The sequence below is a fragment of the Cellulomonas edaphi genome (genome assembly GCF_030362815.1).
Classification (GTDB): Bacteria; Actinomycetota; Actinomycetes; order Actinomycetales; family Cellulomonadaceae; genus Cellulomonas; species Cellulomonas edaphi.
In genome coordinates this window covers 54,435-76,487 of sequence record NZ_JAUCGR010000004.1, presented here as the reverse complement: position 1 = coordinate 76,487, position 22,053 = coordinate 54,435, and the positions used below count along the sequence as shown (strand labels likewise).

General features: G+C 73.2%; 25 protein-coding genes. 11 read left to right on the top strand and 14 right to left on the bottom strand.

Going from position 1 to position 22,053, the window contains the following annotated elements:
• Window positions 1-2 precede the first annotated feature (2 nt).
• The 5 genes from QRT05_RS13955 to QRT05_RS13935 form a co-directional block, all read right to left on the bottom strand.
• Window positions 3-902 (bottom strand): N-acetylneuraminate synthase family protein, encoded by a 900-nt coding sequence (locus tag QRT05_RS13955; RefSeq protein ID WP_289447939.1) that lies wholly within the window; start codon window positions 900-902, stop codon window positions 3-5.
• The gene (locus QRT05_RS13950) at window positions 899-2,137 is read right to left on the bottom strand and encodes an acylneuraminate cytidylyltransferase (RefSeq protein ID WP_289447938.1); all 1,239 of its coding nucleotides are present in this window, start codon (window positions 2,135-2,137) and stop codon (window positions 899-901) included. Before QRT05_RS13950 ends, QRT05_RS13955 begins: the two co-directional genes overlap by 4 nt.
• Window positions 2,138-2,262: 125 nt before the next feature.
• Complete coding sequence (locus QRT05_RS13945) at window positions 2,263-3,048, bottom strand: fumarylacetoacetate hydrolase family protein (RefSeq protein ID WP_289447937.1); 786 nt, start codon at window positions 3,046-3,048, stop codon at window positions 2,263-2,265.
• Window positions 3,049-3,076: 28 nt separating this feature from the next.
• Window positions 3,077-3,904 (bottom strand): methyltransferase domain-containing protein, encoded by an 828-nt coding sequence (locus tag QRT05_RS13940; protein ID WP_289447935.1) that lies wholly within the window; start codon window positions 3,902-3,904, stop codon window positions 3,077-3,079.
• 75 nt (window positions 3,905-3,979) lie between these two features.
• Entirely contained in the window at window positions 3,980-4,366 is a 387-nt protein-coding gene (locus QRT05_RS13935; protein WP_289447934.1) for a DUF1304 domain-containing protein, read from the bottom strand.
• Window positions 4,367-4,420: 54 nt separating this feature from the next.
• Here QRT05_RS13935 and QRT05_RS13930 point away from each other — a divergent pair, with 54 nt between their 5' ends.
• Window positions 4,421-5,332, top strand: coding sequence for a 3-methyladenine DNA glycosylase (locus QRT05_RS13930; protein ID WP_407650355.1), 912 nt, complete (start codon window positions 4,421-4,423; stop codon window positions 5,330-5,332).
• Window positions 5,333-5,618: 286 nt separating this feature from the next.
• Window positions 5,619-6,221 (top strand): flagellar brake protein, encoded by a 603-nt coding sequence (locus QRT05_RS13925; RefSeq protein ID WP_289447933.1) that lies wholly within the window; start codon window positions 5,619-5,621, stop codon window positions 6,219-6,221.
• Window positions 6,222-6,236: 15 nt separating this feature from the next.
• On the opposite strand, the gene QRT05_RS13920 is transcribed toward QRT05_RS13925, so the two are convergent.
• Window positions 6,237-6,965 (bottom strand): glutamine amidotransferase, encoded by a 729-nt coding sequence (locus QRT05_RS13920; protein ID WP_289447931.1) that lies wholly within the window; start codon window positions 6,963-6,965, stop codon window positions 6,237-6,239.
• Between the two features lie 91 nt (window positions 6,966-7,056).
• Here QRT05_RS13920 and QRT05_RS13915 point away from each other — a divergent pair, with 91 nt between their 5' ends.
• The 6 genes from QRT05_RS13915 (at window position 7,057) to QRT05_RS13890 (ending at window position 12,972) form a co-directional block, all read left to right on the top strand.
• Window positions 7,057-7,899 carry an SDR family NAD(P)-dependent oxidoreductase gene (locus QRT05_RS13915; RefSeq protein ID WP_289447930.1) on the top strand — a complete coding sequence of 281 codons (843 nt, stop codon included), beginning with the start codon at window positions 7,057-7,059 and terminating at the stop codon, window positions 7,897-7,899.
• The gene (locus tag QRT05_RS13910; protein WP_289447929.1) at window positions 7,884-8,396 is read left to right on the top strand and encodes a GNAT family N-acetyltransferase; all 513 of its coding nucleotides are present in this window, start codon (window positions 7,884-7,886) and stop codon (window positions 8,394-8,396) included. The genes QRT05_RS13915 and QRT05_RS13910 overlap by 16 nt, the downstream gene beginning before the upstream one ends.
• Before the next feature lie 53 nt (window positions 8,397-8,449).
• Window positions 8,450-10,996: a DEAD/DEAH box helicase gene (locus tag QRT05_RS13905; RefSeq protein WP_289447928.1), complete on the top strand. Its 2,547-nt coding sequence runs from the start codon at window positions 8,450-8,452 to the stop codon at window positions 10,994-10,996.
• A 96-nt stretch (window positions 10,997-11,092) separates the two neighbouring features.
• A complete protein-coding gene (locus QRT05_RS13900) occupies window positions 11,093-11,725 on the top strand; it encodes a VIT1/CCC1 transporter family protein (RefSeq protein ID WP_289447926.1) in 633 nt (210 codons plus the stop codon).
• A gap of 22 nt (window positions 11,726-11,747) precedes the next feature.
• Window positions 11,748-12,239 (top strand): Cys-tRNA(Pro) deacylase, encoded by a 492-nt coding sequence (ybaK, locus tag QRT05_RS13895; RefSeq protein ID WP_289447925.1) that lies wholly within the window; start codon window positions 11,748-11,750, stop codon window positions 12,237-12,239.
• Window positions 12,240-12,258: 19 nt separating this feature from the next.
• Window positions 12,259-12,972 (top strand): YggS family pyridoxal phosphate-dependent enzyme, encoded by a 714-nt coding sequence (locus QRT05_RS13890; RefSeq protein ID WP_289447924.1) that lies wholly within the window; start codon window positions 12,259-12,261, stop codon window positions 12,970-12,972.
• 65 nt (window positions 12,973-13,037) lie between these two features.
• Here the strand turns inward: QRT05_RS13890 and QRT05_RS13885 are convergent, their stop codons facing one another.
• On the bottom strand, window positions 13,038-13,175 hold the full coding sequence (locus tag QRT05_RS13885) for a hypothetical protein (protein WP_289447923.1): 138 nt from the start codon (window positions 13,173-13,175) through the stop codon (window positions 13,038-13,040).
• A 70-nt stretch (window positions 13,176-13,245) separates the two neighbouring features.
• Here QRT05_RS13885 and QRT05_RS13880 point away from each other — a divergent pair, with 70 nt between their 5' ends.
• The gene (locus tag QRT05_RS13880; protein ID WP_289447922.1) at window positions 13,246-13,611 is read left to right on the top strand and encodes a YidH family protein; all 366 of its coding nucleotides are present in this window, start codon (window positions 13,246-13,248) and stop codon (window positions 13,609-13,611) included.
• Entirely contained in the window at window positions 13,608-13,919 is a 312-nt protein-coding gene (locus tag QRT05_RS13875; protein ID WP_289447921.1) for a DUF202 domain-containing protein, read from the top strand. The genes QRT05_RS13880 and QRT05_RS13875 overlap by 4 nt, the downstream gene beginning before the upstream one ends.
• Here the strand turns inward: QRT05_RS13875 and QRT05_RS13870 are convergent.
• The 4 genes from QRT05_RS13870 to cimA form a co-directional block, all read right to left on the bottom strand.
• Window positions 13,908-14,309 (bottom strand): YccF domain-containing protein, encoded by a 402-nt coding sequence (locus QRT05_RS13870; RefSeq protein WP_289447920.1) that lies wholly within the window; start codon window positions 14,307-14,309, stop codon window positions 13,908-13,910. The two genes, QRT05_RS13875 and QRT05_RS13870, sit on opposite strands and share 12 nt — an antisense overlap.
• 4 nt (window positions 14,310-14,313) lie before the next feature.
• Window positions 14,314-15,390, bottom strand: a complete 1,077-nt coding sequence (locus QRT05_RS13865) for a lipoate--protein ligase family protein (protein ID WP_289448244.1) — start codon at window positions 15,388-15,390, stop codon at window positions 14,314-14,316.
• Between the two features lie 20 nt (window positions 15,391-15,410).
• Window positions 15,411-16,259, bottom strand: coding sequence for a sensor domain-containing protein (locus tag QRT05_RS13860; protein ID WP_289447919.1), 849 nt, complete (start codon window positions 16,257-16,259; stop codon window positions 15,411-15,413).
• Window positions 16,260-16,382: 123 nt separating this feature from the next.
• Window positions 16,383-17,996 carry a citramalate synthase gene (cimA, locus tag QRT05_RS13855; RefSeq protein WP_289447918.1) on the bottom strand — a complete coding sequence of 538 codons (1,614 nt, stop codon included), beginning with the start codon at window positions 17,994-17,996 and terminating at the stop codon, window positions 16,383-16,385.
• Window positions 17,997-18,410: 414 nt separating this feature from the next.
• On the opposite strand from cimA, the gene QRT05_RS13850 reads away from it, so the two are divergent.
• Window positions 18,411-19,058 carry a DUF6069 family protein gene (locus QRT05_RS13850; protein WP_289447916.1) on the top strand — a complete coding sequence of 216 codons (648 nt, stop codon included), beginning with the start codon at window positions 18,411-18,413 and terminating at the stop codon, window positions 19,056-19,058.
• A gap of 56 nt (window positions 19,059-19,114) precedes the next feature.
• Here QRT05_RS13850 and QRT05_RS13845 read toward each other — a convergent pair whose 3' ends face one another.
• The 3 genes from QRT05_RS13845 to QRT05_RS13835 all read right to left on the bottom strand — a co-directional run.
• A complete protein-coding gene (locus QRT05_RS13845) occupies window positions 19,115-20,224 on the bottom strand; it encodes a branched-chain amino acid aminotransferase (RefSeq protein ID WP_289447915.1) in 1,110 nt (369 codons plus the stop codon).
• Between the two features lie 103 nt (window positions 20,225-20,327).
• Window positions 20,328-21,386 (bottom strand): 3-isopropylmalate dehydrogenase, encoded by a 1,059-nt coding sequence (locus tag QRT05_RS13840; RefSeq protein WP_289447914.1) that lies wholly within the window; start codon window positions 21,384-21,386, stop codon window positions 20,328-20,330.
• Window positions 21,387-21,441: 55 nt separating this feature from the next.
• Window positions 21,442-22,053, bottom strand: a 612-nt coding sequence (locus tag QRT05_RS13835) for an ASCH domain-containing protein (protein WP_289447913.1), incomplete at its 5' end; no start/stop codon positions are given.

Here is a 22,053-nt window from a genome sequence, read left to right as displayed (position 1 = left end):
GCTCAGGCGCCCACGCGACGCAGGCGGGACATCGGGGCCAGCTCGCCGGGCATCACGCGCTTGACGCCGTCGCCGAGCGCGTCCTGCAGGATCCGGATGTCTCGCACCAGGTGCTCCAGGCCGGCGGGCTCGAGGGAGGAGGCCTGGTCCGAGCCCCACATCGTGCGGTCGAGCGTGATGTGCCGCTCCACGGCGACCGCGCCCAGCGCGACGGCGGCGAGCGAGATCTGCAGACCGCGCTCGTGGCCCGAGTAGCCCACCGGGACGCCGTACCGCTCGCGCAGGGTGTCGATGGTGCGCAGGTTGGCCTCCTCCGGCGGGAGCGGGTACGTGGACGTGGCGTGCAGGATCACCAGCTTGTCCGTGCCCAGGATCTCCACCGCGGCGTCGATCTGCTCGAGCGTGGACATGCCCGTCGAGAGGATGATCGGCTTGCCCGTGCGGGCCAGCTCACCCAGCAGCTCCGTGTCCGTGAGCGAGGCCGAGGCGACCTTGTGCGTGGGGACGTCGAGGTCCTCCAGGAACTGCACCGACGGCACGTCCCACGGGGAGGCGAACCACTGCAGCCCGCGCTCGGCGGCGTGCTGGGCGACCTTCTGGTACTGCTCGCGGTCGAACTCCACCCGGTAGCGGTAGTCGAGGTAGGTCATCTCGCCCCAGGGCGTCTGCCGGATCTTGTCGCGCATGTCGACCGGCGTGCTGATCTCCGGGGTGCGCTTCTGGAACTTGACGGCCTGCGCGCCCGCGTCTGCGGCCACGTCGATGAGCCGGCGCGCGATGTCCACGTCGCCGTTGTGGTTGAGGCCGATCTCGCCGATGACGTACACGGGCTGACCGTCGCCGACCAGGTGCTGGCCGATGCTGACGGGCGTGATCTCGGTACGGGCGTCGGTGGCGGTCATGCGGGTGATCCCTCCAGGGTCGTCGTCACGGCCGGGCGGTCGTGACGGGTCGTTCGTGTGGTGGTGCGCGCTGCGACGATGCGGTCGCAGACCTCGCGGACGGCGCCGTCCCCGCCGCGCCGGTCCAGGACCAGGCGGGCGGCGGCTCGGACACGGGGGTGGGCGTCGGCGACGGCCACAGGCCAGCCGACGCGGGCCATGGCGCCGAGGTCGTTGATGTCGTTGCCGACGTAGGCGACCCGGCCGGGGTCCAGGCGGTTGACGGCGATCCACTCGTCGAGCGCGGAGACCTTGTCCGCGATGCCGTGCAGCACGTCCACGCCGAGCTTGTCGGCACGCGCGCGCACCACGGGGTTGCGCTCGGTGGACAGGATGAGCAGCGGCACCTCCGCGCGGCGCAGCAGGTCGACGCCCATGCCGTCGCCGCGGTGCACGCGGACCGACTCCACGCCGGCGGCGTCCACCCACGCGTGGTCGTCGGTGTGCACGCCGTCGAAGTCCGTGACCAGCGCGTCGACGTCGAGCGCGGCGACCGCCGGTGCCGCGAGCGCTCGCGCGACCTCGAGGTCGGCCGGCTCGTCGATCTCGATGGCGGTGCGCTCGTCGACCGGCTGCAGCGCGACCCGGCCGAAGAACCGCGTCCCGGCCTCGCGCAGGCCGCTGGTGCGCATCACGTAGAAGGCGCCCGTCTCGCGGAAGTGCGGCGCGCGGTCCTGGCGGCGCGGGCGGTAGTCGAGCGTGTGCCCCACGGGCCTGACGTCACCGTCGGCGAGCACCCACTGGAAGTCGTGCGTCGGCGCCACCGCGACGACCACGTCGGCCTCGTCGGCCCGGACCCGCGCGACGGCGGCGCCCAGGTCCGCCGGGTCGACGAACGGCGAGGTGCACTGCAGCAGGACCGTGACGGCGAACTCCTCGCCCAGCACGTCGAGCGCGTGCAGCACCGCCGACTCGGACGAGGCCCTCGCGCCCGACAGCTCGGCGGGCCGCTCGACGACCTCGGCGCCGTGGCGACGCGCCTCGACGGCGATGCCCGCGTGGTCCGTCGAGACGACGACCCGCGTGACGCCCTCAGCCGCGAGCGCGGCGTCGACGGCACGCCCGACGAGCGAGCTGCCACCGACGTCCGCGAGGTTCTTCAGCGGCACGCCCACGGAGCCACCCCGCGCGGGGATGACGACGAGCACGCCTGCAGCCGCCTGCGACGACTCGCCGGACGGACGGGAACCTGACATGCCGCGAACGTAACGACGGGCGATGACCCACGGTCGACGCCGGGGCGCCGGTCGGACGAACGCTCGGTACGCCGGGTGAACGACGGCTGAACGACGCGCCCGAACGCGTTCCCGTGGCGGCTCGCTCAGGCGCGGCGCAGCACCGGGTTCCTCAGCACGCCGATCTCCTCGACCTCGACCTCGACGACGTCCCGGTCCACGAGGGGACCCACGCCGGCCGGGGTGCCGGTGAGGATGACGTCACCGGGCAGCAGCGTGAACACCTCGGAGACGTACGAGACGAGGTAGGCCACGTCGAAGACCATCTGGGACGTGCGGCCGTCCTGGCGCGTCTCGCCGTTGACGCGGGCGCGCACGGCGAGGTCGTCGACGTCGAGCCCCGGAACGATCCACGGGCCGATGGGGCACGAGCCGTCGAACCCCTTGGCGCGGGTCCACTGGTCGTCGCTGCGCTGGATGTCGCGCGCGGTCACGTCGTTGGCGACGGTGTAACCGAAGACGTGGTCGAGCGCGCGCTCCACCGGCACGTCCTTGGTGACCTTGCCGATGACCACGGCGAGCTCGGCCTCGTGGTCCACGTGCTCGGTCCAGTAGGGCAGCACGATCGGGTCGTCGGGGCCGATCACGGAGGTGTTGGGCTTGAGGAACAGCAGCGGCGCAGCGGGCAGCTCGTTGCCCAGCTCGGCCGCGTGCTCGGCGTAGTTGCGTCCCACGCCGATGATCTTCGAGCGCGGGATCACGGGCGCGAGCAGGCGCACGTCGTCCTGGTCCAGCTTGATCCGCTCCCCCGTGGGCTGCACGGGCATGTAGAGCGGGTCGCCCGTCACGACGACGAGCTCCTCCTGGCCGGGCTCGCCGTCGACGAGGGCGTAGCGGGGATCGTTGCCGGTGGAGAATCTCGCGATGCGCACGCCCGCAGCCTAGTGCGGGCCTTCCGGGTCAGGCGCGGGCGAGCACCTCGCCGTGCAGCACGGTGAACCAGCCGTCGGGCTGGTTGCCCCACTCGCGCCAGGCGTCGGCGAGCAGCTCCAGGCCCACCTCGTCGGCCAGCCCGTGCTCGATGGCCTGGGCCGCGAAGCTGGAGGCGACCGACCGGTCGGCCCACAGGCCGGCCCACCACGCGCGGTCCTCCGGCGTCGCGTAGCACCAGACGCCGGCGCTCGGCGCGATCCCCGCCGGGTCGAACCCGGCGTCGCGCACCCAGGACAGGAGCCGCCGGCCCGCGTCCGCCTCGGCGCCGTTGGCCTGCGTGACCTCGTGGTAGAGCGCGAGCCACTCGTCCAGCCCGTCCGACGGGGGGAACCACGTCATGCCGTCGTAGTCGGCGTCGCGCACGGCGACGATCCCGCCCGGGCGGGTCACGCGCCGCATCTCGCGCAGCGCGGCGACGGGGTCGGTGAGGTGCTGCAGCACCTGGTGCGCGTGCACCACGTCGAACGAGTCCGACGCGAAGGGCAGCTGGTAGGCGTCGGCGACGTCGAACGTGACGTTCGCGTCGGCATCCTTCGCCGCCGCACGCGCGATCTCGATGACCGCCGCCGACGTGTCGACGCCGACCACCTCGCCGGGCGCGAGCCGCTGCGCAAGGTCGATGGTCACCGTGCCCGGACCGCAGCCCACGTCGAGCAGGCTCTGGCCGGCGCTCAGGTGGGGCAGCAGGTACGCCGCGGAGTTCTCGGCCGTCCGCCAGCGGTGGGAGCGCAGGACGGACTCGTGGTGCCCATGGGTGTAGACGTCTCGTTGGGCGGGGGCCGCGTCGGTGCTCACAGTGAACTGTAGGGGCTCGGACAGCCCATTGTTCAAGGCCCGGGACGTATTCGTCCGGGATGCGAGACCGCTGCCCTAGGTGGCCAGCTCGAGGACGGCCAGCAGCACGGCGACGGCCGGCACCACGCCCTGCACCGCCGCGGCACGGGCCATCTCGGGCTTCGGGACCACCAGCACGAGCGCCGCGGCGACCATGGAGCCGCACCCGAAGATCACGAGCGCCAGACCGGTGGTCCGCTCGGCGCCCGCTGCGAGCGCGACGCCGACGAGCGTGCCGACGGCGAGGAACAGGTTGTAGAAACCCTGGTTGAACGCCCACGGCCGCACCGCGTCGACATCCTCGGTGCGTGTCCCGAACCTGCCGTGGACCGCGGGCCGTGCGAACAGCAGCGACTCCATCGCGAAGAACACCACGTGCAGCAAAGCGGCCAGGGAGGCGAGGACGAGACAGATGGCGAGCATCGTCGCAGTCTGGCGGGGTGCGGGCCGCCGGACAAGGCGACCTACCCTGGTCCGGTGACGATCGCGCCGGACTCCCCCACGCTTACGCGGCTCCCCGCCCGCGCGTGGGTGCGGGCGTCCGACGAGCACGCCGCGCGCGCCGACGAGCTCACCGCCGCGCACCGCGCCCGTCGCGCACGCGGCGAGCGGCACGCCGTCGAGGACTTCCTGTTCGAGTACTACCCCACCAAGCCGGCCGCCCTGCGCGTGTGGCACCCCGGCGCCGGCATCGTGCTCGAGCCCGGCCCCGAGGGCCCGTCACCGCTGGGAGGCCGACGCTGGTACCGCACCGACGACGACGGCGCGGTGACCCTCGACGTCGAGGCCTTCCTCGCGGACCGCGCCGACACCGTCCAGTTCGTCACGGCCCTCTTGGCGGCGACCTCCGCTCGGCAGCCGTTCACCGGCTGCTTCGGGCTGCACGAATGGGCGATGGTCTACCGCGAGGCCGACGACGCGCACCGCCACCCCCTGCCGCTCCGGCTGGGTTCGGCCGGGACGGACGCCGTCGTCGAGGCGCACAAGATCCGCTGCTCGCACTTCGACGCCTTCCGCTTCTTCACCCCCGAGGCGGTCGACCGGAACACGCTCCAGCCCACCCAGCTGGACCGGGTCCAGATGGAGCAGCCCGGCTGCCTCCACGCCGCGATGGACTGCTACAAGTGGGCCACGAAGCTGGGTCCGCTGGTTCCCGGCGAGCTGCTGCTCGACTGCTTCGAGCTGGCGCGCGAGATCCGCCGCACCGACATGGCCGCATCCCCGTACGACTTCTCGTCGTACGGGCTCGCACCGATCAGGATCGAGACTCCCGAGGGCAAGGCCGAGTACGTGCGGCTCCAGCGCGACTACGCGGCACGGTCGACCGGGCTCCGCGCCCGGCTGCTCGCGGCGAGTGCCCACGCCGCCCCATCCGCTTCGTCGGTCTAGCCCGGGCGGGACGACGGCGCCCCCTCGGTTACCCGCGGCCACGATTGAGGCATTCGGGTGTGACCTTGGTTACAACGCGCCCGATGTCTGTCGTATTTGGGTCGGACAACTTCGTGGCAAACGGACCGGGCGCGCCGGAGGTCCCGGGCGCGCCGCAAACTCATCCTCTGCACCGTCGGAGGGCGTCCCTACACTCGACCGCGCGCGGCCAACCGACCGCACGAGCGGCCCAGAATTGCCGCACAGGCGGCCGTCCGGCCCGCGTCGACGAGAGGGGTGACCCAGCATGCACGACCTCGCACGCTGTGCCATCACCGACGGCGACAGCACCCTCGAGGGGTACGTCGTCGCGTTCGCGGCCGGGACCATGAACATCCGCTCCGACCACTGGGCCACCGGCCCCATCGCCGTCGGCGACGACGTCGAGGTCACGGTGCTCGACGAGGTCCGCGGGCTGGTGACCTACGTCGGCTGCTTCGCCCGCGTGAGCGCGCTGAGCCTCCAGATCACCGACGTGGTTCCCCGTTCCGTCGTGCAGCGGCGGCAGGCCGCGCGCGTGCGGGTCGCGGAGAAGTTCCAGGGCCTGGTCGCGTCACCGGACGAGACGATGCGCGCGGTGCCGTTCGTCACGGTCGACATCAGCGCCCACGGTGCGCGCATCTCCACCAGCGCGCGCCTCGAGAAGGGCGACCTGGTGGCCTTCGACTTCTGGACCGGCTACCGGACCATCCCGCTCGAGGCCGAGGTGCTCTGGGCGCAGGAGACGGGCACGGGCACGTGGCACTACGGCTGCCGCTTCGTGAGCCTCGAGGAGCGGGACTCCGATGCCATGTTCCGCTACGTGGCCCAGACGCAGGGGGCCCAGCGCCGCGCGCGGCTGCAGCACTGATCGCTCGCCCTCCGATCAGGAACGGGCGAACAGCTTCACGAACCGGCGCAGGATCGCGTGGACCGCGCCGACCTGCGCGGCGGCGACCCCGGCGAGCACCTCGTCGGCCTGCCGCGGCTCGTAGTACCCGTAGTCGCGATACACGCGGATGCGGGTGCTGATCCCCTCGACGTCGAGCTCAGGGTGGAACTGGGTGGCGTACAGGTGCGAGCGCACCCGGAACATCTGCACCGGGCACGCGGGCGACGAGGCGAGCAGGGTCGCCGACGGCGGCAGCGTGCGGCACGCTTCTTTGTGACCGACGAACGCCTCGAACGAGTCGGGCATGCCGGCGAGAAGCGGGTCGGCGCGGCCCTCGTCCGTTAGGGAGATCGTCGTCGGGCTGATGGGCTCGGAGTAGGTGCCGTCGATCACCGCGCCCTGGTGCACGCCGAGCGTCCCGACGCCGTAGCAGGCGCCCAGGAACGGGAAGTCGGCCGGCACCAGCCGGTCCAGCAGCGCCGACATCTCGGCCTCGACGCGCACCTGCACCGGCGACTTGTCGCTGCTGCTGGCGTCGAACGGGCTGCCGCCCACGATCACGCCCGAGATCGCGGCGAGGTCGATGGCGGGCATCGGCACGGCCTCGAGGCGCACGCGCACCAGCTCGTCGGGCGTCAGACCGCTGTAGCGGAGCATGGCCTCGTACTCGCCGTCCGCCGCGACGTCCTCGGCGCGCGAGGCCAGCAGCACGAAGGGCAGCATCCGTCGACGCTACACACGCCGCCCGCGGTCCACCTCTTCGCGGCAGCCCCGGGGGCTGCCATCCGTCCGCCGGACGGGCCACACTGGCCGCGTGGCCACCACACGGACCGTCCTCGTCACCGGAACGTCCTCGGGCATCGGCCTGTCGACCGCGGCGCTCGCCGCCCGCGCGGGCTGGCAGGTGGTCGCGACGCTGCGGGAGCCCGCACGCGCGCAGGCGCTGACAACGCGGGCCGAGGCAGAGGGCGTCGTGCTCGACGTGCGCGCCCTCGACGTGACGCGCACGGCCGAGGTCGAGGCGCTCGTCGACTCCGTCGTCGAGACGTACGGCGGGCTGGACGCCGTGGTGAACAACGCGGGGATGGGCCTGGTGGGGACCCTCGAGACGCTCGACCTCGACGACTACCGCCGCGCGATGGAGGTGAACTACTTCGCGGTGGTCGCGCTGTCCCGAGCGGCCATGCCGCACCTGCGGGCGAGCCGCGGCCGGCTCGTGACGGTCGCGAGCGTGGGCGGCGTCGTCGGGCAGCCGTTCAACGAGGCCTACTGCGGCGCCAAGTTCGCCGTCGAGGGCTTCCTCGAGAGCCTGCACCCCGTCGCGGCGGCTGCCGGGGTGGGCGTCGTGGTGGTGGAGCCGGGCGCGGTCGCCACGTCGTTCGCCGCGAGCGCCGTGCGCGACCGGGACGCCCTGCTCGCGGCCGCCGGCCCGTACGAGGGTGCGCTGCGGGCCTACCTCACGCGGACCGAGTCGGTGTTCGCGGACGCGCAGCACCCGGACGAGGTGGCCGCGGTGATCCTCGACGCCCTGCAGGCCGAGGCGCCCCCGTTCCGTGTGCAGACCTCCCCCGTCGCCACGGCGTTCGCCGGGATGAAGCTCGCCGACCTCGACGGTTCCCGGGTCACCGGCACCACCCGGCGATGGCTGGACGGCTGACCGTCCGGGAGGCGAGCGGCGAGGACGCGGCCGCGTGCGCCCGGATCTACGCACCCTTCGTCCTGGGCACGGCGGTCACGTTCGAGACCGAGGCCCCGCCCGCCGACGAGCTGGCCCGCCGGATCGACGCCGCGCACGTCTGGCTCGTGGCGGAGATCGACGGCGAGGTGCGCGGCTACGCGTACGCCGGCACGTTCCGCGCGCGGCCCGCCTACCGGTGGACGTGCGAGGTCAGCGCCTACGTCGAGCAGGGGCACGGGGGCGGCGGAATCGGGCGCGCCCTGTACGCCGACCTCCTCCCCCGCCTGGCGGCCCGCGGCTACCGGACGGCCGTGGCGGGCATGACGGTGCCCAACGAGGCGAGCGCGGCCCTGCACCGGACGTTCGGGTTCGAGCCGGTCGGCACGTACCGCGAGGTGGGGTGGAAGCTCGGCGCGTGGCGGGACGTGCACTGGGTGCAGCTGATGCTCTCCGACGCGGACGGCCCGCCCGGCTGACCGGTCCGGGCACGGGCCGGGCGAGCGCCCCTGGCCGTGCGAGGATCGGGCCCGTGCCCACCCTCGCCGACCGCATCCCGGCCGACCCGACCGACCCGGACGCGCTGTACGAGGCGTTCGCCGGCTGGGTGACCGAGCGCGGGCTCTCGCTGTACCGCCACCAGGAGGAGTCCCTGCTCGCGCTGGTGAGCGGCGAGCACGTCATCGTCAGCACGCCCACCGGCTCGGGCAAGTCGCTCATCGCCACCGCGGCGCACTTCGTCGCGCTGGCGCAGGGACGGCGCACCTACTACACCGCGCCGCTCAAGGCGCTGGTCAGCGAGAAGTTCTTCGCCCTGGTCGAGGCCTTCGGGTCCGCCAACGTCGGGATGATGACGGGCGACTCGTCGGTCAACAACGACGCTCCGATCATCTGCTGCACCGCGGAGATCCTGGCCAACCTGGCGCTGCGCGACGGACCGGACGCGGACGTGGGCCAGGTGGTCATGGACGAGTTCCACTTCTACGCCGACCCGCAGCGGGGCTGGGCCTGGCAGGTGCCGCTGCTCGAGCTGCCGCGCGCACAGCTGGTGCTCATGTCCGCGACCCTCGGCGACGTCACGTTCTTCGCCGACGACATCCGGCGCCGCAGCGGCCGCGAGGTCGCCGTCGTGGAGACCGCGGAGCGCCCGGTGCCCCTCAACTTCGCGTACGCGGTCGAGCCGCTGCACGAGCTGCTCGACGACCTGGTCAAGACGCGCCGGTCGCCCGTCTACGTCGTGCACTTCACCCAGAAGGACGCCGTGGAGCGCGCCCAGTCGTTGCTGTCGACTCCGCTGGCCAGTCGCGAGAAGCGGGATGCCATCGCCGACGAGCTGGGCGCCTTCCGGTTCGGACCGGGCTTCGGCCGGACGCTCAGCCGCCTGCTGCGGCACGGCGTCGGCGTGCACCACGCAGGCATGCTGCCCAAGTACCGGCGCGTCGTGGAGCGGCTGACCCAGAAGGGCCTCCTGCCCGTCGTCTGCGGCACCGACACGCTGGGCGTGGGCATCAACGTGCCGATCCGCACGGTGGTGCTGACCAGCCTGGTGAAGTACGACGGCGTCCGCATGCGGCACCTGTCGGCGCGCGAGTTCCACCAGATCGCGGGACGCGCGGGGCGGGCCGGGTTCGACACCGTGGGCGAGGTGATCGTGCTGGCGCCCGAGCACGTCATCGAGAACCGCAAGCTGCTGGAGAAGGCGGGCGACGATCCGAAGAAGCTCAAGAAGATCGTGCGCAAGAAGGCACCCGAGGGGCATGTCAACTGGACCGACAAGACCTTCGAGCGCCTGCGTGACGCGCCGCCCGAGCCGCTGACGTCCAGCTTCCAGGTGTCGCACGCGATGGTGCTGCACGTCCTGGCCCGCCCGGGCGACCCGGTCGCCGCCATGACCCGGCTGCTGACGGACAACCACGAGCCCGCCGGGGCGCAGGGCAGGCACGTCCGCCAGGCGATCGCCGTGTACCGCTCGCTCCGGGCCGCCGGCGTCGTCGAGCGCCCCTGGGTCGAGGACACCACGGCGCCCCACGGCCGACGCAGGACGGTGCGGCTCACGCACGACCTCCCCTCCAACTTCGCGCTGAACCAGGCCCTGTCCCCCTTCGCGTACGCCGCGCTCGACCTGCTGGACCGCGAGGACCACGCGTACGCGCACGACGTGGTCAGCGTCCTGGAGGCGACCCTCGACGACCCCCGCCAGGTGCTCGCGGCGCAGGAGAACCGCGCGCGCGGCGAGGCCGTCGCCGCCATGAAGGCGGAGGGCATCGAGTACGACGAGCGGATGGCGCTGCTGGAGGGCGTGAGCTATCCGAAGCCGCTCGCCGAGCTCCTCGAGGCGGCCTTCGCCACGTACCGCCAGACCAACCCGTGGGTGGCGGACCTCGCCCTGTCGCCCAAGTCCGTGGTGCGCGAGATGCACGAGCGCGCGTCGACCTTCGCCGAGTACGTCTCGCACTACCAGCTGGACCGGACCGAGGGCATCCTGCTGCGCTACCTCGCCGACGCCTACCGCGCGCTGCGCCAGACCGTCCCCGAGGACGCCCGCACCGAGGAGCTGTGGGAGCTCATCGAGTGGCTCGGCGACCTGGTGCGCCGCACCGACTCGAGCCTGCTCGACGAGTGGGAGCGGCTGTCCAACCCGCTCGACGAGCATGGCGCGGATGCCCCCGGAGGCGTCGACCAGGACACCCCCGAGCCGCTCAGCGCCAACCCCCGCGTGCTGCGGGCCCTGGTGCGCGGGGCGATGTTCCGCCGCGTCGAGCTCGCGGCCCGCGAGGCCTACGGCGCGCTCGCCGCGCTCGGCGACGTCGACGAGGACGGCGAGCCGTGGACGTCCGAGCGGTGGTCGGCGGCACTCGATCCGTTCTACGACGAGCACGACGAGATCCTCACCGGCCCGCCGGCCCGGGGGCCCGCCCTGTTCCAGGTCACGCCCAGCCCCGGTGTGTGGCGGGTCCGCCAGGTGCTGGACGAGGCCGAGGGCGACCACGACTGGCGGATCGACGCGCTCGTCGACCTCGACGCGTCCGACGAGGTGGGCGAGATCCGGTTGCGCATCACGGCGGTCGGAGCGCTCTAGCACCGCGGGAATGAGGCAAGGCTTTCCTGTGTTTGTGCAGGTCAGGGGAGGCTTTGCTTCGATGACAGACTCGACTTCCCGTTCTACGGTGACCGCATGAGCCCGCTCTCGGCACACCTCATCGACCCGCGCCCGGCACCCACGTCGCACCCGGACGCCGGCGGGGCGCGCACGACGGCAGCGCCTGTCGCCGCTGTACCCGTGAGCGCCGCGCCCGTCACCGCCGAACGCCTCAACCAGCTGCGCGCCGGCGTGCTCGGCGCCAACGACGGCATCGTCTCGGTTGCCGCCATCGTCGTCGGGGTCGCCGGCGCGTCCGCCAGCACATCCTCGATCGTCACGGCAGGCGTGGCTGGCCTCGTCGCCGGTGCGCTGTCGATGGCCACCGGGGAGTACGTCTCCGTGAGCTCGCAGCGGGACGCCGAGCGTGCGGGACTGGCGACGCCCGACGACGAGCTGACCAACCCCTGGCACGCGGCTGTCGCATCCCTCGGGGCCTTCGTGCTCGGCGGACTCATCCCGCTGCTCGTGGCGCTCGCCCCCTGGGGCGCCTCGGTCGTGCCCGCCGTCTTCGTCGCGGTGGTGCTCGCGCTCGTCGTGACCGGCGCCGTGAGCGCGCGGATCGGTGGCTCGCCCGTGCGGCGCGCCGTCGTCCGCAACGTCGTCGGCGGGTCGATCGCGATGGCCGTCACCTACGCCGTGGGCGCGCTGGTCGGTCTCGCGCTCTGAGCCGCGGCCTAGGCTGCTGGTCGTGACGAAGAAGCACGCCGCCGGGACGCCCGCCCTGATCGCGCTGGACGCGGCCGGCGTCGCGCACACCGCGCGCGCCTACGAGCACGACCCGGCCTCGACGCTCGGCTACGGGCTCGAGGCCGCGCACGCGCTCGGTGTCCCGCCCGAGCAGGTCTTCAAGACGCTCCTCGCCGACGTCGACGGCGTGCTCGTCGTCGCCGTGGTGCCCGTGACCGGTCAGCTGGACCTCAAGGCCCTCGCGCACGCGCGCGGGGCGAAGAAGGCGGCGATGGCCGACCAGCACGCGGCGGAGCGTGCCACCGGCTACGTCGTCGGCGGCATCTCGCCGCTCGGCCAGCGCGTGCGGCACCCCACGGTGGTCGACGAGACGGTGTGGCTTTTCGACACCGTGCTCGTCTCGGGCGGCCGGCGAGGGCTCGACGTCGAGCTCGCGCCCGACGACCTGGTGCGGCTCACGGAGGCGGTCGTCGCGGACATCGCCAAGGACTGACCCGGTACCGTTCGCACCCATGGACGAGGACGCGCGCCGCGCGGTCGCGGTGCGGCTGCAGCACGTGCGCCGGCGCGTGACGGACGCCGCCCTCGCGGCCGGCAGGGACCCCGGTGACGTGCGGCTGCTGCTGGCGAGCAAGACCATGCCCGCCGACGTCATCGAGGCGGCGGTGCGGGCCGACGAGGACCGCGAGGCGGGCCTGGACCGGGTGCTGCTCGGCGAGAACCGCGTCCAGGAGCTGGTGGCCAAGGCGCCCGCGCTCGTGTCGCTGGCACCCACGTGGCACGTCATCGGTCCGCTGCAGTCGAACAAGGTCAACGCCGCGTTGCGGTGGGCGTCGTGCGTCGAGTCCGTCGCCTCGCTGGAGCTCGGGCAGCGCATGTCCGAGCGGGCCGGACCGGCAGGCCTCGACGTCATGGTGCAGGTCAACGTGTCCGGCGAACCCACCAAGCACGGCGTCACCCCCGACGAGGCCCGCGATCTCGCGCTCGGCCTCGCCGCGCTGCCGCACCTGCGGCTGGTGGGGCTCATGACGATCGGGGCCAACTCCCCCGACGAGCGCGTGGTCCGCCGCGGCTACGCGCGGCTGCGGGAGCTGCGCGACGAGATCGCGGCCGGCGTGCCCGGTGCCAGCGCGCTGTCGATGGGCATGTCCCGCGACCTCGAGCCGGCGATCGCCGAGGGCGCGACGGTGGTCCGGGTCGGGTCAGCGGTCTTCGGCGCGCGCTGACCCGGCAGTGCCCGGCCGTGCCCGTCAGCGCCCGTCAGCGCCCGTTAGCGCCGGGCAGCGCCCGGTCAGCGTGCGCGGGCAGGCCGGCCGCCGCGCAGCAGAACCTCCTGGCGCGCGCGCAGGGAGCGGCGGCGACGCGTCGCGACCTCGCGGGCGCGGAGCACCGACATCCGGCGCAGCTCTCGGTCCAGCTCGGGGCTCATGTGCTCTCCTTCGGTCGCCCCCCAGGAGACCCGGACCCGCACCCAGATACGTGGTCGCCATACTGGGGTCGTGGACTCCCCCGACTCGCGCCGTCCGCACTGGGTCTTCGGCGTCGGCACCGAGCCCGACCCTCGGTTCAGCCTCGCCAACGAGCGCACCTTCCTGGCCTGGATCCGTACGGCGCTCGCGCTGCTGGCGGGCGGTGTCGCGCTCGAGGCGATCGAGCTGCCCATCTCCGGCCCGTGGCGGACCGCGGCAGCGGTCCTGCTGATCGTGCTCGGCATCGCCGCGCCCGCGTGGGCGTGGTGGGGGTGGGCCCGGGCGGAGCGCGCGGCGCGGACGTCGGCGCCGCTGCCCGCCCCTACCGGCTCGGTGCTCCTGGCCGTGGGCGTGGTGGTCGCGGGCCTCGTCGTGCTCGTCGGCAGCCTGCTGTGAGCGAGCCGTGGCCGGCGCGGCACGAGGGCGACGCGGGTCTGCAGCCGCACCGGACGCAGCTGGCATGGCGCCGCACCGCCCTCGCGCTCCTCGGCGGGTCCGTCGTGGCGGTCAAGGTGCTGGAGCCCGTGCTCGGGCCGGGCGCCCTCGCGCTCGGCGCCGTCGGGCTCGTCCTCGCGGCAGGGCTCGCCTGGGCGTCCTACCGGCGCGCCAGCCAGCCCGTCGCGGGCGCGCGCCTGGTGACCACGTGCGCACTGGTGACCGTCCTGCTGGGGCTCGGCGCCCTCGCGTTCGCGCTAGGCCGCTGACGACGCCGCGAGCCGCGGGTCCGTCGGCACGATGACCTTGCCCAGGGGGAACAGCGAGATCGGCACCATCTTGAAGTTCGCGATCCCGAGCGGGATGCCGATGACGGTGAGGCACAGCAGGATCCCGGTGGAGATGTGGGCCAGCGCGAGCCAGAGGCCGGCCACCAGGAACCAGATGACGTTGCCGATGACCGACCACGCACCGGCGGTCGGCTTGTCGACCGCCGTGCGGCCGAACGGCCACAGCACGTAGCCGGCGATCCGGAACGACGCGATCCCGAACGGGATGGTCACGATGAGGATGCAGCAGAGGATCCCGGCGGCGATGTAGCCGAGGGCGAGCCAGAAACCCGCCAGCACCAGCCAGATGATGTTGAGGATCGTCTTCATGGCGTCACGGTACGCGGGCGGTCCAGGCGTCGTCCGCGAACTTGGTGCGCGCCAGGTCCTGGGCGAGGGCGAGCTCCCCCTCGTGCAGCTCGCCGTCCACCACCGTGTACCTGGAGCGGAAGTGGGCGGCGAACGCCTCGATGACCGCCTCGCGCGGCAGGTTGGTCTGCGAGCGCACCGGGTCCACCCGCTTGTTGGCGGACGCCGTGCCCTTGTCGGACAGCTTCTCGCGCCCGATGCGGAGCACCTCGAGCATCTTGGCGGCGTCGATGTCGTAGCTCATCGTCACGTGGTGGAGCACCGCACCGCCCACCATGCGCTTCTGCGCGGACCCGGCCAGCTTGCCCGCCGGGGAGGCGATGTCGTTGAGGCCCGTGACGAACGCCTGCACCCCGACGTCGGCGAGCGCGCCCAGCACCCACTGGTTGAGGAACGCGTACGACTCCTCGAACGTCATGGCGTCCACCAGAGAGGCGGGCACCACCATCGAGAAGGTGATGCAGTTGCCCGCCTCCATAAACATCGCGCCGCCACCGGAGATGCGCCGCACCACCGTGATGCCGTACCGCTGGGCGGCCTCGAGGTCCACCTCGTTGCGCAGCGACTGGAACGAGCCGATGATCACAGCCGGCTCCACCCACTCCCAGAACCGCAGCGTGGGCCCGCGGCGGCCCGCGGCCAGCTCGGCGGTGAGCACCTGGTCGAGCGCGGCGTGCACCGCGGGCGGCAGGGGACCCGGGTGGATGAGCTCGAACGTGTGGTCGGACCAGGCCGTCGAGTACCCGAGCGCACGCCGGACCGCGAGCGCCACCGACCGCGCGTCGAAGCCGACCATCGCCACGGGTCCCGCGAGCCGTCCCGCGCCCTCGGCCGCGGCGAGGCCGTCGGCCACGGCCTGCGTGAGCCGAGAGGGCGAGCTGTCCTGCGGGAGTCCGTCGAGCGAGGCGCCGAGCACGCCGAGGGCCTCGTCGGGCTCCAGGAAGAAGTCCCCGCTCACCACGACGTCGTGCAGCGCGCCGTCGCGCACGTCGAGGTCGACGGCGACGAGCTTTCCTCCCGGCACCTTGTACTCACCGTGCATCTTGGACTCACCGTGCATCGTCACCCCAACGCCTCCACGGCCAGCCGTGCGCGACCCTGCACCATCGCGTTGAGAGTCGTCGCGTCGCCCAGGGTGGCGAGCGCCGCCTCGGTGTCCGTGCCCTCCGCGAGCGCGGTGGCCGTCCAGGTGACGATGGTGTTCCCCACCAGCATGTGGCCGTGGAACGACGGCAGCCGCGTCGTGCCCTCCGAGCGGGTCAGCTCCTGGACGATCGACGGGTAGACGCCCTGGCCCTCGATCGCCGGTTCGGCGGCCCACGCCACCTGGGGGGCATCGGGCTTCGTCTGCGCGTAGGCGGGGCACGCGTCCACGGTGGTCACCAGGTCACGGAACGCGTCGCGCGCGGCGTCCGCGTCGGCGAGGACCGCGACCCGCTGCTGCCACGTGAAGGCATCGTTGAGCGACGAGCGTGCGTCGAACTCGTCGGGCGGACGGGCGACCACCGTGACGGCCGTCGTGCACGTGGCCGGGTCGATGCTCGCGCCGGCCGGCAGGCCCCATGCCACGGTGCCGGGGCCGACCCCGGCACGCACGCCGCCCTTCGCCGCGGGCACGCTCACCGCCAGGTCCTGCGGGGTGACGAACAAGGTGGGCAGCGTCGCCGCGTCGAACACCGCGTCCTCGCCGGGCACCGGTGCGGGGGTGGAGCCCGCGGCGCTCGGCCCCGTCCTGGTCAGCGACGGGCTGGGGCCGACGGGGATGTCCGACGCCGCCGCCGGCACGTCGGTGGCGGCCGGCTCCGTCGGGTGGTCCGCCCACGGCTGGAGCACCACCAGGACGACGACCGCCAGCCCCGCGACCACGACGAGCCACCACCACCAGCTCGAACGACGTCCGAGCTCCTCCACGGCCGTGGCTGGTCCGGGGGGCTGCGGCTGCGTGCCGGCCAACGGGCCGCTCCCCTCGTCGTCGTGCGTGCTGTTCTCTTGATCCGAGGCTATGCCGCGACGTCGCGCGCCGCAGGGATGGCGTCAGCGTGGCGCGACGCCACGGTTGCGCAACCCCCAGATGGCGGAGTCGGTGAGCGCCTCCCAGGCGGCCTCGAGCAGGTTGGGGCCCACCCCCACGGTGCTCCACGACGTCTGGCCGTCCGCGGTCTCGATGAGCACGCGCGTGACCGCGTCGGTGCCGTGCATGGAGTCGAGGATGCGCACCTTGAAGTCGATGAGCTCGAACGCCTCGAGCTCGGGGTACACGCGGATGAGGGCCTGACGCAGCGCGTGGTCGAGGGCGTTGACGGGTCCGTTGCCCTCCCCCGTGGTGACGTGCCGCTCGCCGCCGGCGTGCAGCTTCACCGTCGCCTCGGCGGTCGCCGGAGTGCCCCGGCTGCCGCTGCGCTCGACGATGGTGCGCCACGACTCGACGCGGAAGTACTGCGGGCGCCCGCCGTCGATCTCCTCGACCAGGAGCAGCTCGAACGAGGCGTCCGCGGCCTCGTACGTGTACCCGTGCGCCTCGGCGTCCTTGACCCGCTCGGTCACGCGGCCCAGCAGCTCCGCCCGCCCGGACAGGTCGAAGCCCAGCTCGCGACCCTTGAGCTCGATCGACGCGCGGCCCGCCATGTCGCTCACGAGCATGCGCATGTCGTTGCCCACCTGCGCCGGGTCGATGTGCTGGTAGAGGTCCGGGTCCACCTTGATCGCGGAGGCGTGCAGGCCCGCCTTGTGGGCGAACGCGCTGGCGCCCACGTACGGCGAGCGCGCGAACGGCGAGATGTTGGTGATCTCGCTGATGGCGTGCGCGATGCGGGTCAGCTCTGGGAGGCCACCGGGGCGTTCGCCGTCCGTCGCGAGCACAGCGTGGCCGTACTTGAGCTCGAGGTTGGCGACCACCGCCAGCAGGTCGGCGTTGCCGGTGCGCTCGCCGTAGCCGTTGACCGTGCCCTGGATGTGCCGGGCTCCTGCCTCGACGGCGGCCAGCGTGTTGGCCACGGCGCACCCCGAGTCGTTGTGCGCGTGCATGCCGAGGATCGCGTCGGGACCGACGAGCTCGCGGATCTCATGCACGATGTCGGAGACCCAGGCGGGAACCATGCCGCCGTTGGTGTCGCACAGCGCGACCACCTCCGCGCCCGCCTCGAAGCCGGCCAGCACCGCGGCTCGCGTGTATGCGGGGTCGAAGCGGTAGCCGTCGAAGAAGTGCTCCGCGTCCACCACGACACGGCGTCCTTCGCGGACCAGGTACGAGACGGTGTCGGCGATCATCGCGATGTTCTCGTCGCCCGTGGTGCGCAGCGCACGCTCGGCATGCCGCAGGTCGTGCTTCGCGACGAGCGCGACGACCGGCGCCTCGGAGTCGACGAGCGCGCGCACCTGCGGGTCGTCGACCGCCCGCACGCCGGGCTTACGGGTGGCGCCGAAGGCCGCGAGCTCGGCGTTGCGCAGGTCGAGCTCCTTGGCGGCGCGCTTGAAGAACTCGGTGTCCTTGGGCACGGCACCGGGCCAGCCGCCCTCGATGAAGCCGACGCCCAGCTCGTCGAGAAGGGGGGCGATCGCGAGCTTGTCGGCGACCGACAGGTTCATGCCCTCCTGCTGCGCGCCGTCGCGCAGCGTCGTGTCGTAGACGTGGAAGGGGTGTGCGGTCACGATCGGCTCTCTTCGGTGCTGGTCCTGCGGTACGTGCGGGGTGCTCCGTCGCCCAGGGGCCGCGGGGGTGGTGCGGTAGCGGGGCGACGACAATGCCGGCCGAGCGGGGTGTGCCGACCAACAAAAAAACCCCCCGAGGTACGGGAGGTCTGCGCGTCGACGGGTGGGTCGACGCGCTACTCGATAATGAGCGCCAGGCTTCGAACGGTGGTCACGCGCTCATCGTGGCACACGTCCCGGCGCCCGGTCACCCGTTCCACCCCGTGGACATCACCGTCTTCCGCCCCAGACGCGCGCGCCGCGTGCCTTCACCGCGCTGTGCCGGCTCCACCTCGCTACGTTGGCGGGGACGAGACGACTGCCGGACACCTGCCCGTCCCGGAGGCGCACGGCACCCAGACCGAGGAGCCCGCCATGTCCGTCCCCCCGGACCAGCCCCCCACGTCGCGCATCCCGGCCGCCAGCCGGTTCGACCAGCCGGGCGCGGTGCCACCGCCCGGCACCCCGGGCGCGGGCGGACCGCCCGTGAGCCAGCCGCCCCCGAGCCAGCCGCCCGCCGTGCCCCCGGCCGGCTACGCGGCGACGCCCACCTCCGCCGCGCTGCCCGAGCCCGCGCCCGCGCCGGCGCGCTCCGAGCCGCGCCTGACGGTCGCGGCCGGGCAGTACTGGGGCGGGGTCGCCGCGACGGCGATCGTGGCGGCGCTCGTCGGGGTGGCCGGCACGCTGATCTTCGAGTCGATCCTCGACATCGACCTGGTCACCCAGGACCCGTTCGACACCGGCTCGACCATGGGCGCGTACGTGGTGGGCGCCGTGGTGGGCGCCGTCGTCGCGGGGGCCCTGCTGCACCTGCTCGTGCTGACCACTCCCCGACCGCGGGCCTTCTTCGGCTGGATCATGGGGCTGGCCACGCTGGTCGTCGCGCTCGTGCCGCTGACCTGGACGGACGACGTCCAGCGAGCCGCGTGCTCCGGCGTGGTCAACCTGGTGATCGGCATCGCCATCTGGTCGCTGCTCGCGGGCGTGCTGGCGCGCACCATCCGCAGGATCCCGGCCGCCTGACGACCGACGCGACGAAGGCCGCCCCCGTGCTGCGGGGGCGGCCTTCGTGCTGTCGGTCAGGCCAGGCGGTGCAGCCAGCTGTGCCGGTCGGTGGCGCGCCCGTACTGGATGTCCGTGAGCTCGGCGCGGATCCGCGTGGTGACGGCACCGGCATCGCCGTCGCCCACCACGAGGTCGAAGTCGTCGCCCGCGAGGCGGCCGATCGGCGTGATGACCGCCGCCGTCCCGCACGCGAACACCTCGGCGATCGAGCCGTCGGCGAGCCCCGCGCGCACCTCAGCGAGCGGCAGGGGGCGCTCGGACACCTCGTGGCCGGCGTCGACGAGCAGCTGGATGATCGAGGACCGCGTGACGCCCTCGAGGATGGAGCCAGAGACGGGCGGCGTCGTGACGCTGCCGTCAGCGCCCACGAGGAACACGTTCATGCCCCCGAGCTCCTCGAGCATCGTGTTGGTCGACGCGTCCAGGAAGCACACCTGCTCGAAGCCCTTGTCGTGCGCGTTCTGCTGCGGCAGCAGGCTCGCGGCGTAGTTGCCGCCGCACTTGGCCGCGCCGGTGCCACCCGCTCCCGCCCGGTGGAACTCCTGGTCCACCCAGATGGCCACGGGTCGCACGCCGCCCGCGAAGTACGGGCCCACGGGCGAGGCGATCACCAGGAACTCAGCCTCGAGCGACGGACGGACGCCCAGGAACGACTCCGAGGCGTACATGAACGGGCGCAGGTAGAGGCTCGTCTCCTCGCCGGACGGCACCCACGCGAGGTCGGTCCGCACGAGCGCCTCGATGGCGCCGAGGAAGTCGGCCTCGGGGAGCACGGGCAGCGCGAGCCGCTGCGCCGACCGGGCGAACCGGGCGGCGTTGTCCCGCGGCCGGAACGTCCAGACGCTGCCGTCCGGGTGTCGGTACGCCTTGAGGCCCTCGAAGATCTCCTGCGCGTAGTGCAGCACGGCGGTGGCCGGGTCCAGCTGGAGCGGGCCGTACTGCTCGACCCGGCGGTCCTGCCAGCCGGAGGCGTTCGTGAACGAGATGCGAGCCATGTGCTCCGTGAAGACGGTGCCGAACTTCGGCGCGGCGAGCGCGGCGGCGCGCTCCTCGTCCGGAACGGGGCTCGTGGTGCGGTGGACCTCGAAGAGGTCTGCCGACGTGGGGTGCGCGAGGGTGCTCATGAGAAGGGGCCTTTCACCAGGGTCGAGTTGACGGTACCGGTGACGACGGCCGGGAGGACAGCGGTGCCGCGTCGGACGAGGTCCGAGGGGCCCAGCCGGGAGATCAGCCCGCGATGCGCGCGGCGAGGTCCTTGCCCACCTCGGCCGTCGACCGTACTCGGCCGCTGCGCTCGGCGATGTCGGCCGCGACGGCAGCCTCGACCGTGCGGGCCTGTGCCGCGAGGCCCAGGTGGTCGAGCAGCAGCGCGACCGAGAGCACGGTCGCCGTCGGGTCCGCCTTGCCCTGCCCGGCGATGTCCGGCGCGGAGCCGTGCACCGGCTCGAACATGCTGGGGCTGGTGCGGTCGGGGTTGATGTTGGCGGACGCGGCCAGGCCGATGCCGCCCGTGATCGCCGCCGCGAGGTCGGTGAGGATGTCGCCGAACAGGTTGTCCGTGACGATGACGTCGAACCGCGCGGGGTTCGTCACCAGGAAGATGGTGGCGGCGTCGACGTGCAGGTAGTCCACGGTCACGTCGGGGAACTCGGCGTTGACGGCCTCGACGGTGCGCCGCCACAGGTGCCCGGCGTGCACCAGGACGTTGTGCTTGTGCACCAGCGTGAGCTTCTTGCGCGGGCGCACCGCGGCGCGCGCGAACGCGTCCCGCACCACGCGCTCGACGCCGAACGCGGTGTTGATGCTCACCTCGTTGGCGATCTCGTGCGGCGTGCCCACGCGGATGGCGCCGCCGTTGCCGACGTACGGCCCCTCGGTGCCCTCACGCACGACGACGAAGTCGATCTCGCCCGGGTTGCCCAACGGCGTAGGGACGCCCGGGAACAGCGTGCTGGGGCGCAGGTTCACGTAGTGGTCCAGCGCGAAGCGCAGCTTGAGCAGCAGGCCTCGCTCGAGCACCCCGCTCGGCACGGTGGGGTCGCCGATCGCGCCCAGCAGGATCGCGTCGTGCGTCCGGATCGCGTCCAGGTCGGTGTCCGTGAGCGTCTCGCCGGTCGCGTGCCAGCGGCGCGCGCCGAGGTCGAACTCGGTGGTCGCGACGCCCACGCCGGAACCCGCGAGGGCGGCGTCCAGGGCCAGCAGTCCCTGCTCGACGACCTCGGTGCCGATCCCGTCGCCGGCGACGACGGCGAGGTTGATGGTCCGAGGATCCGAGTGGCTGCTCATGCGGCCACCCTACCCGGGCGTCCCACCTCTCGGGACGCGCATCTCACCTGATGGCCTAGTCGACCGCGGGCGTCGGGCCGTCCGTGGGGTACACCAGCTCGAACCGCTCCACCACGTCGGCGCCGTCCTCGACCTCCGTGGTCCGGATCAGGGCACGCGGCTCACCCGCCGCGTCGAGCACGATCGCGAGGTCGCCCACGCGGGGCAGCTCGTCGAACTGCTCGCGCGGCGCCGAGGTCTGCGCCCGGGTGCCGTCGAGCACCTGGGCGAGCGCCTCGTCGGCCTCGCTCCCCACGCCGAACGAGAACGAGGGCGGCGGCACGACGTCGAGGGGCGTGCCGCCGACGATGGTCTCCATCTTGCCGAAGCCGACGTGGCCGCGGGCAGCCTGCCAGAACGCGCTGATCCTGTCGTCGGCGTCCGTGGCGATCCCGGCGCCCTCGTACAGGTCGTCCCCGCCGCTCGCGCTCCCGGTCGTCTCGTCGCTCATCGCCACCCCTTCGTCGTCGTTGGCCCCATCCTTGCGCACCACGCCCACCTGCACCCGCGAACGCCGCACGGCACCCCGCGGGGGTGCCGTGCGGGTCGTGCTCGGCGTGCTGGCGCGCTGCCGCCTCGCCGAGCGCGGGTCGCGCGACGCGAGCGCGCGTCGCGCGCGGCCCGCACC

Excerpts from the sequence above, each read along its gene's own strand:
- QRT05_RS13955 (WP_289447939.1), bottom strand. The coding sequence starts at position 902 with ATGACCGCCACCGACGCCCGTACCGAGATCACGCCCGTCAGCATCGGC.
- QRT05_RS13950 (WP_289447938.1), bottom strand. The coding sequence starts at position 2,137 with ATGTCAGGTTCCCGTCCGTCCGGCGAGTCGTCGCAGGCGGCTGCAGGC.
- QRT05_RS13935 (WP_289447934.1), bottom strand. The coding sequence starts at position 4,366 with ATGCTCGCCATCTGTCTCGTCCTCGCCTCCCTGGCCGCTTTGCTGCAC.
- QRT05_RS13925 (WP_289447933.1), top strand. The coding sequence starts at position 5,619 with ATGCACGACCTCGCACGCTGTGCCATCACCGACGGCGACAGCACCCTC.
- QRT05_RS13920 (WP_289447931.1), bottom strand. The coding sequence starts at position 6,965 with ATGCTGCCCTTCGTGCTGCTGGCCTCGCGCGCCGAGGACGTCGCGGCG.
- QRT05_RS13910 (WP_289447929.1), top strand. The coding sequence starts at position 7,884 with ATGGCTGGACGGCTGACCGTCCGGGAGGCGAGCGGCGAGGACGCGGCC.
- QRT05_RS13900 (WP_289447926.1), top strand. The coding sequence starts at position 11,093 with ATGAGCCCGCTCTCGGCACACCTCATCGACCCGCGCCCGGCACCCACG.
- QRT05_RS13890 (WP_289447924.1), top strand. The coding sequence starts at position 12,259 with ATGGACGAGGACGCGCGCCGCGCGGTCGCGGTGCGGCTGCAGCACGTG.
- QRT05_RS13885 (WP_289447923.1), bottom strand. The coding sequence starts at position 13,175 with ATGAGCCCCGAGCTGGACCGAGAGCTGCGCCGGATGTCGGTGCTCCGC.
- QRT05_RS13870 (WP_289447920.1), bottom strand. The coding sequence starts at position 14,309 with ATGAAGACGATCCTCAACATCATCTGGCTGGTGCTGGCGGGTTTCTGG.
- QRT05_RS13865 (WP_289448244.1), bottom strand. The coding sequence starts at position 15,390 with ATGCACGGTGAGTACAAGGTGCCGGGAGGAAAGCTCGTCGCCGTCGAC.
- QRT05_RS13850 (WP_289447916.1), top strand. The coding sequence starts at position 18,411 with ATGTCCGTCCCCCCGGACCAGCCCCCCACGTCGCGCATCCCGGCCGCC.
- QRT05_RS13845 (WP_289447915.1), bottom strand. The coding sequence starts at position 20,224 with ATGAGCACCCTCGCGCACCCCACGTCGGCAGACCTCTTCGAGGTCCAC.
- QRT05_RS13840 (WP_289447914.1), bottom strand. The coding sequence starts at position 21,386 with ATGAGCAGCCACTCGGATCCTCGGACCATCAACCTCGCCGTCGTCGCC.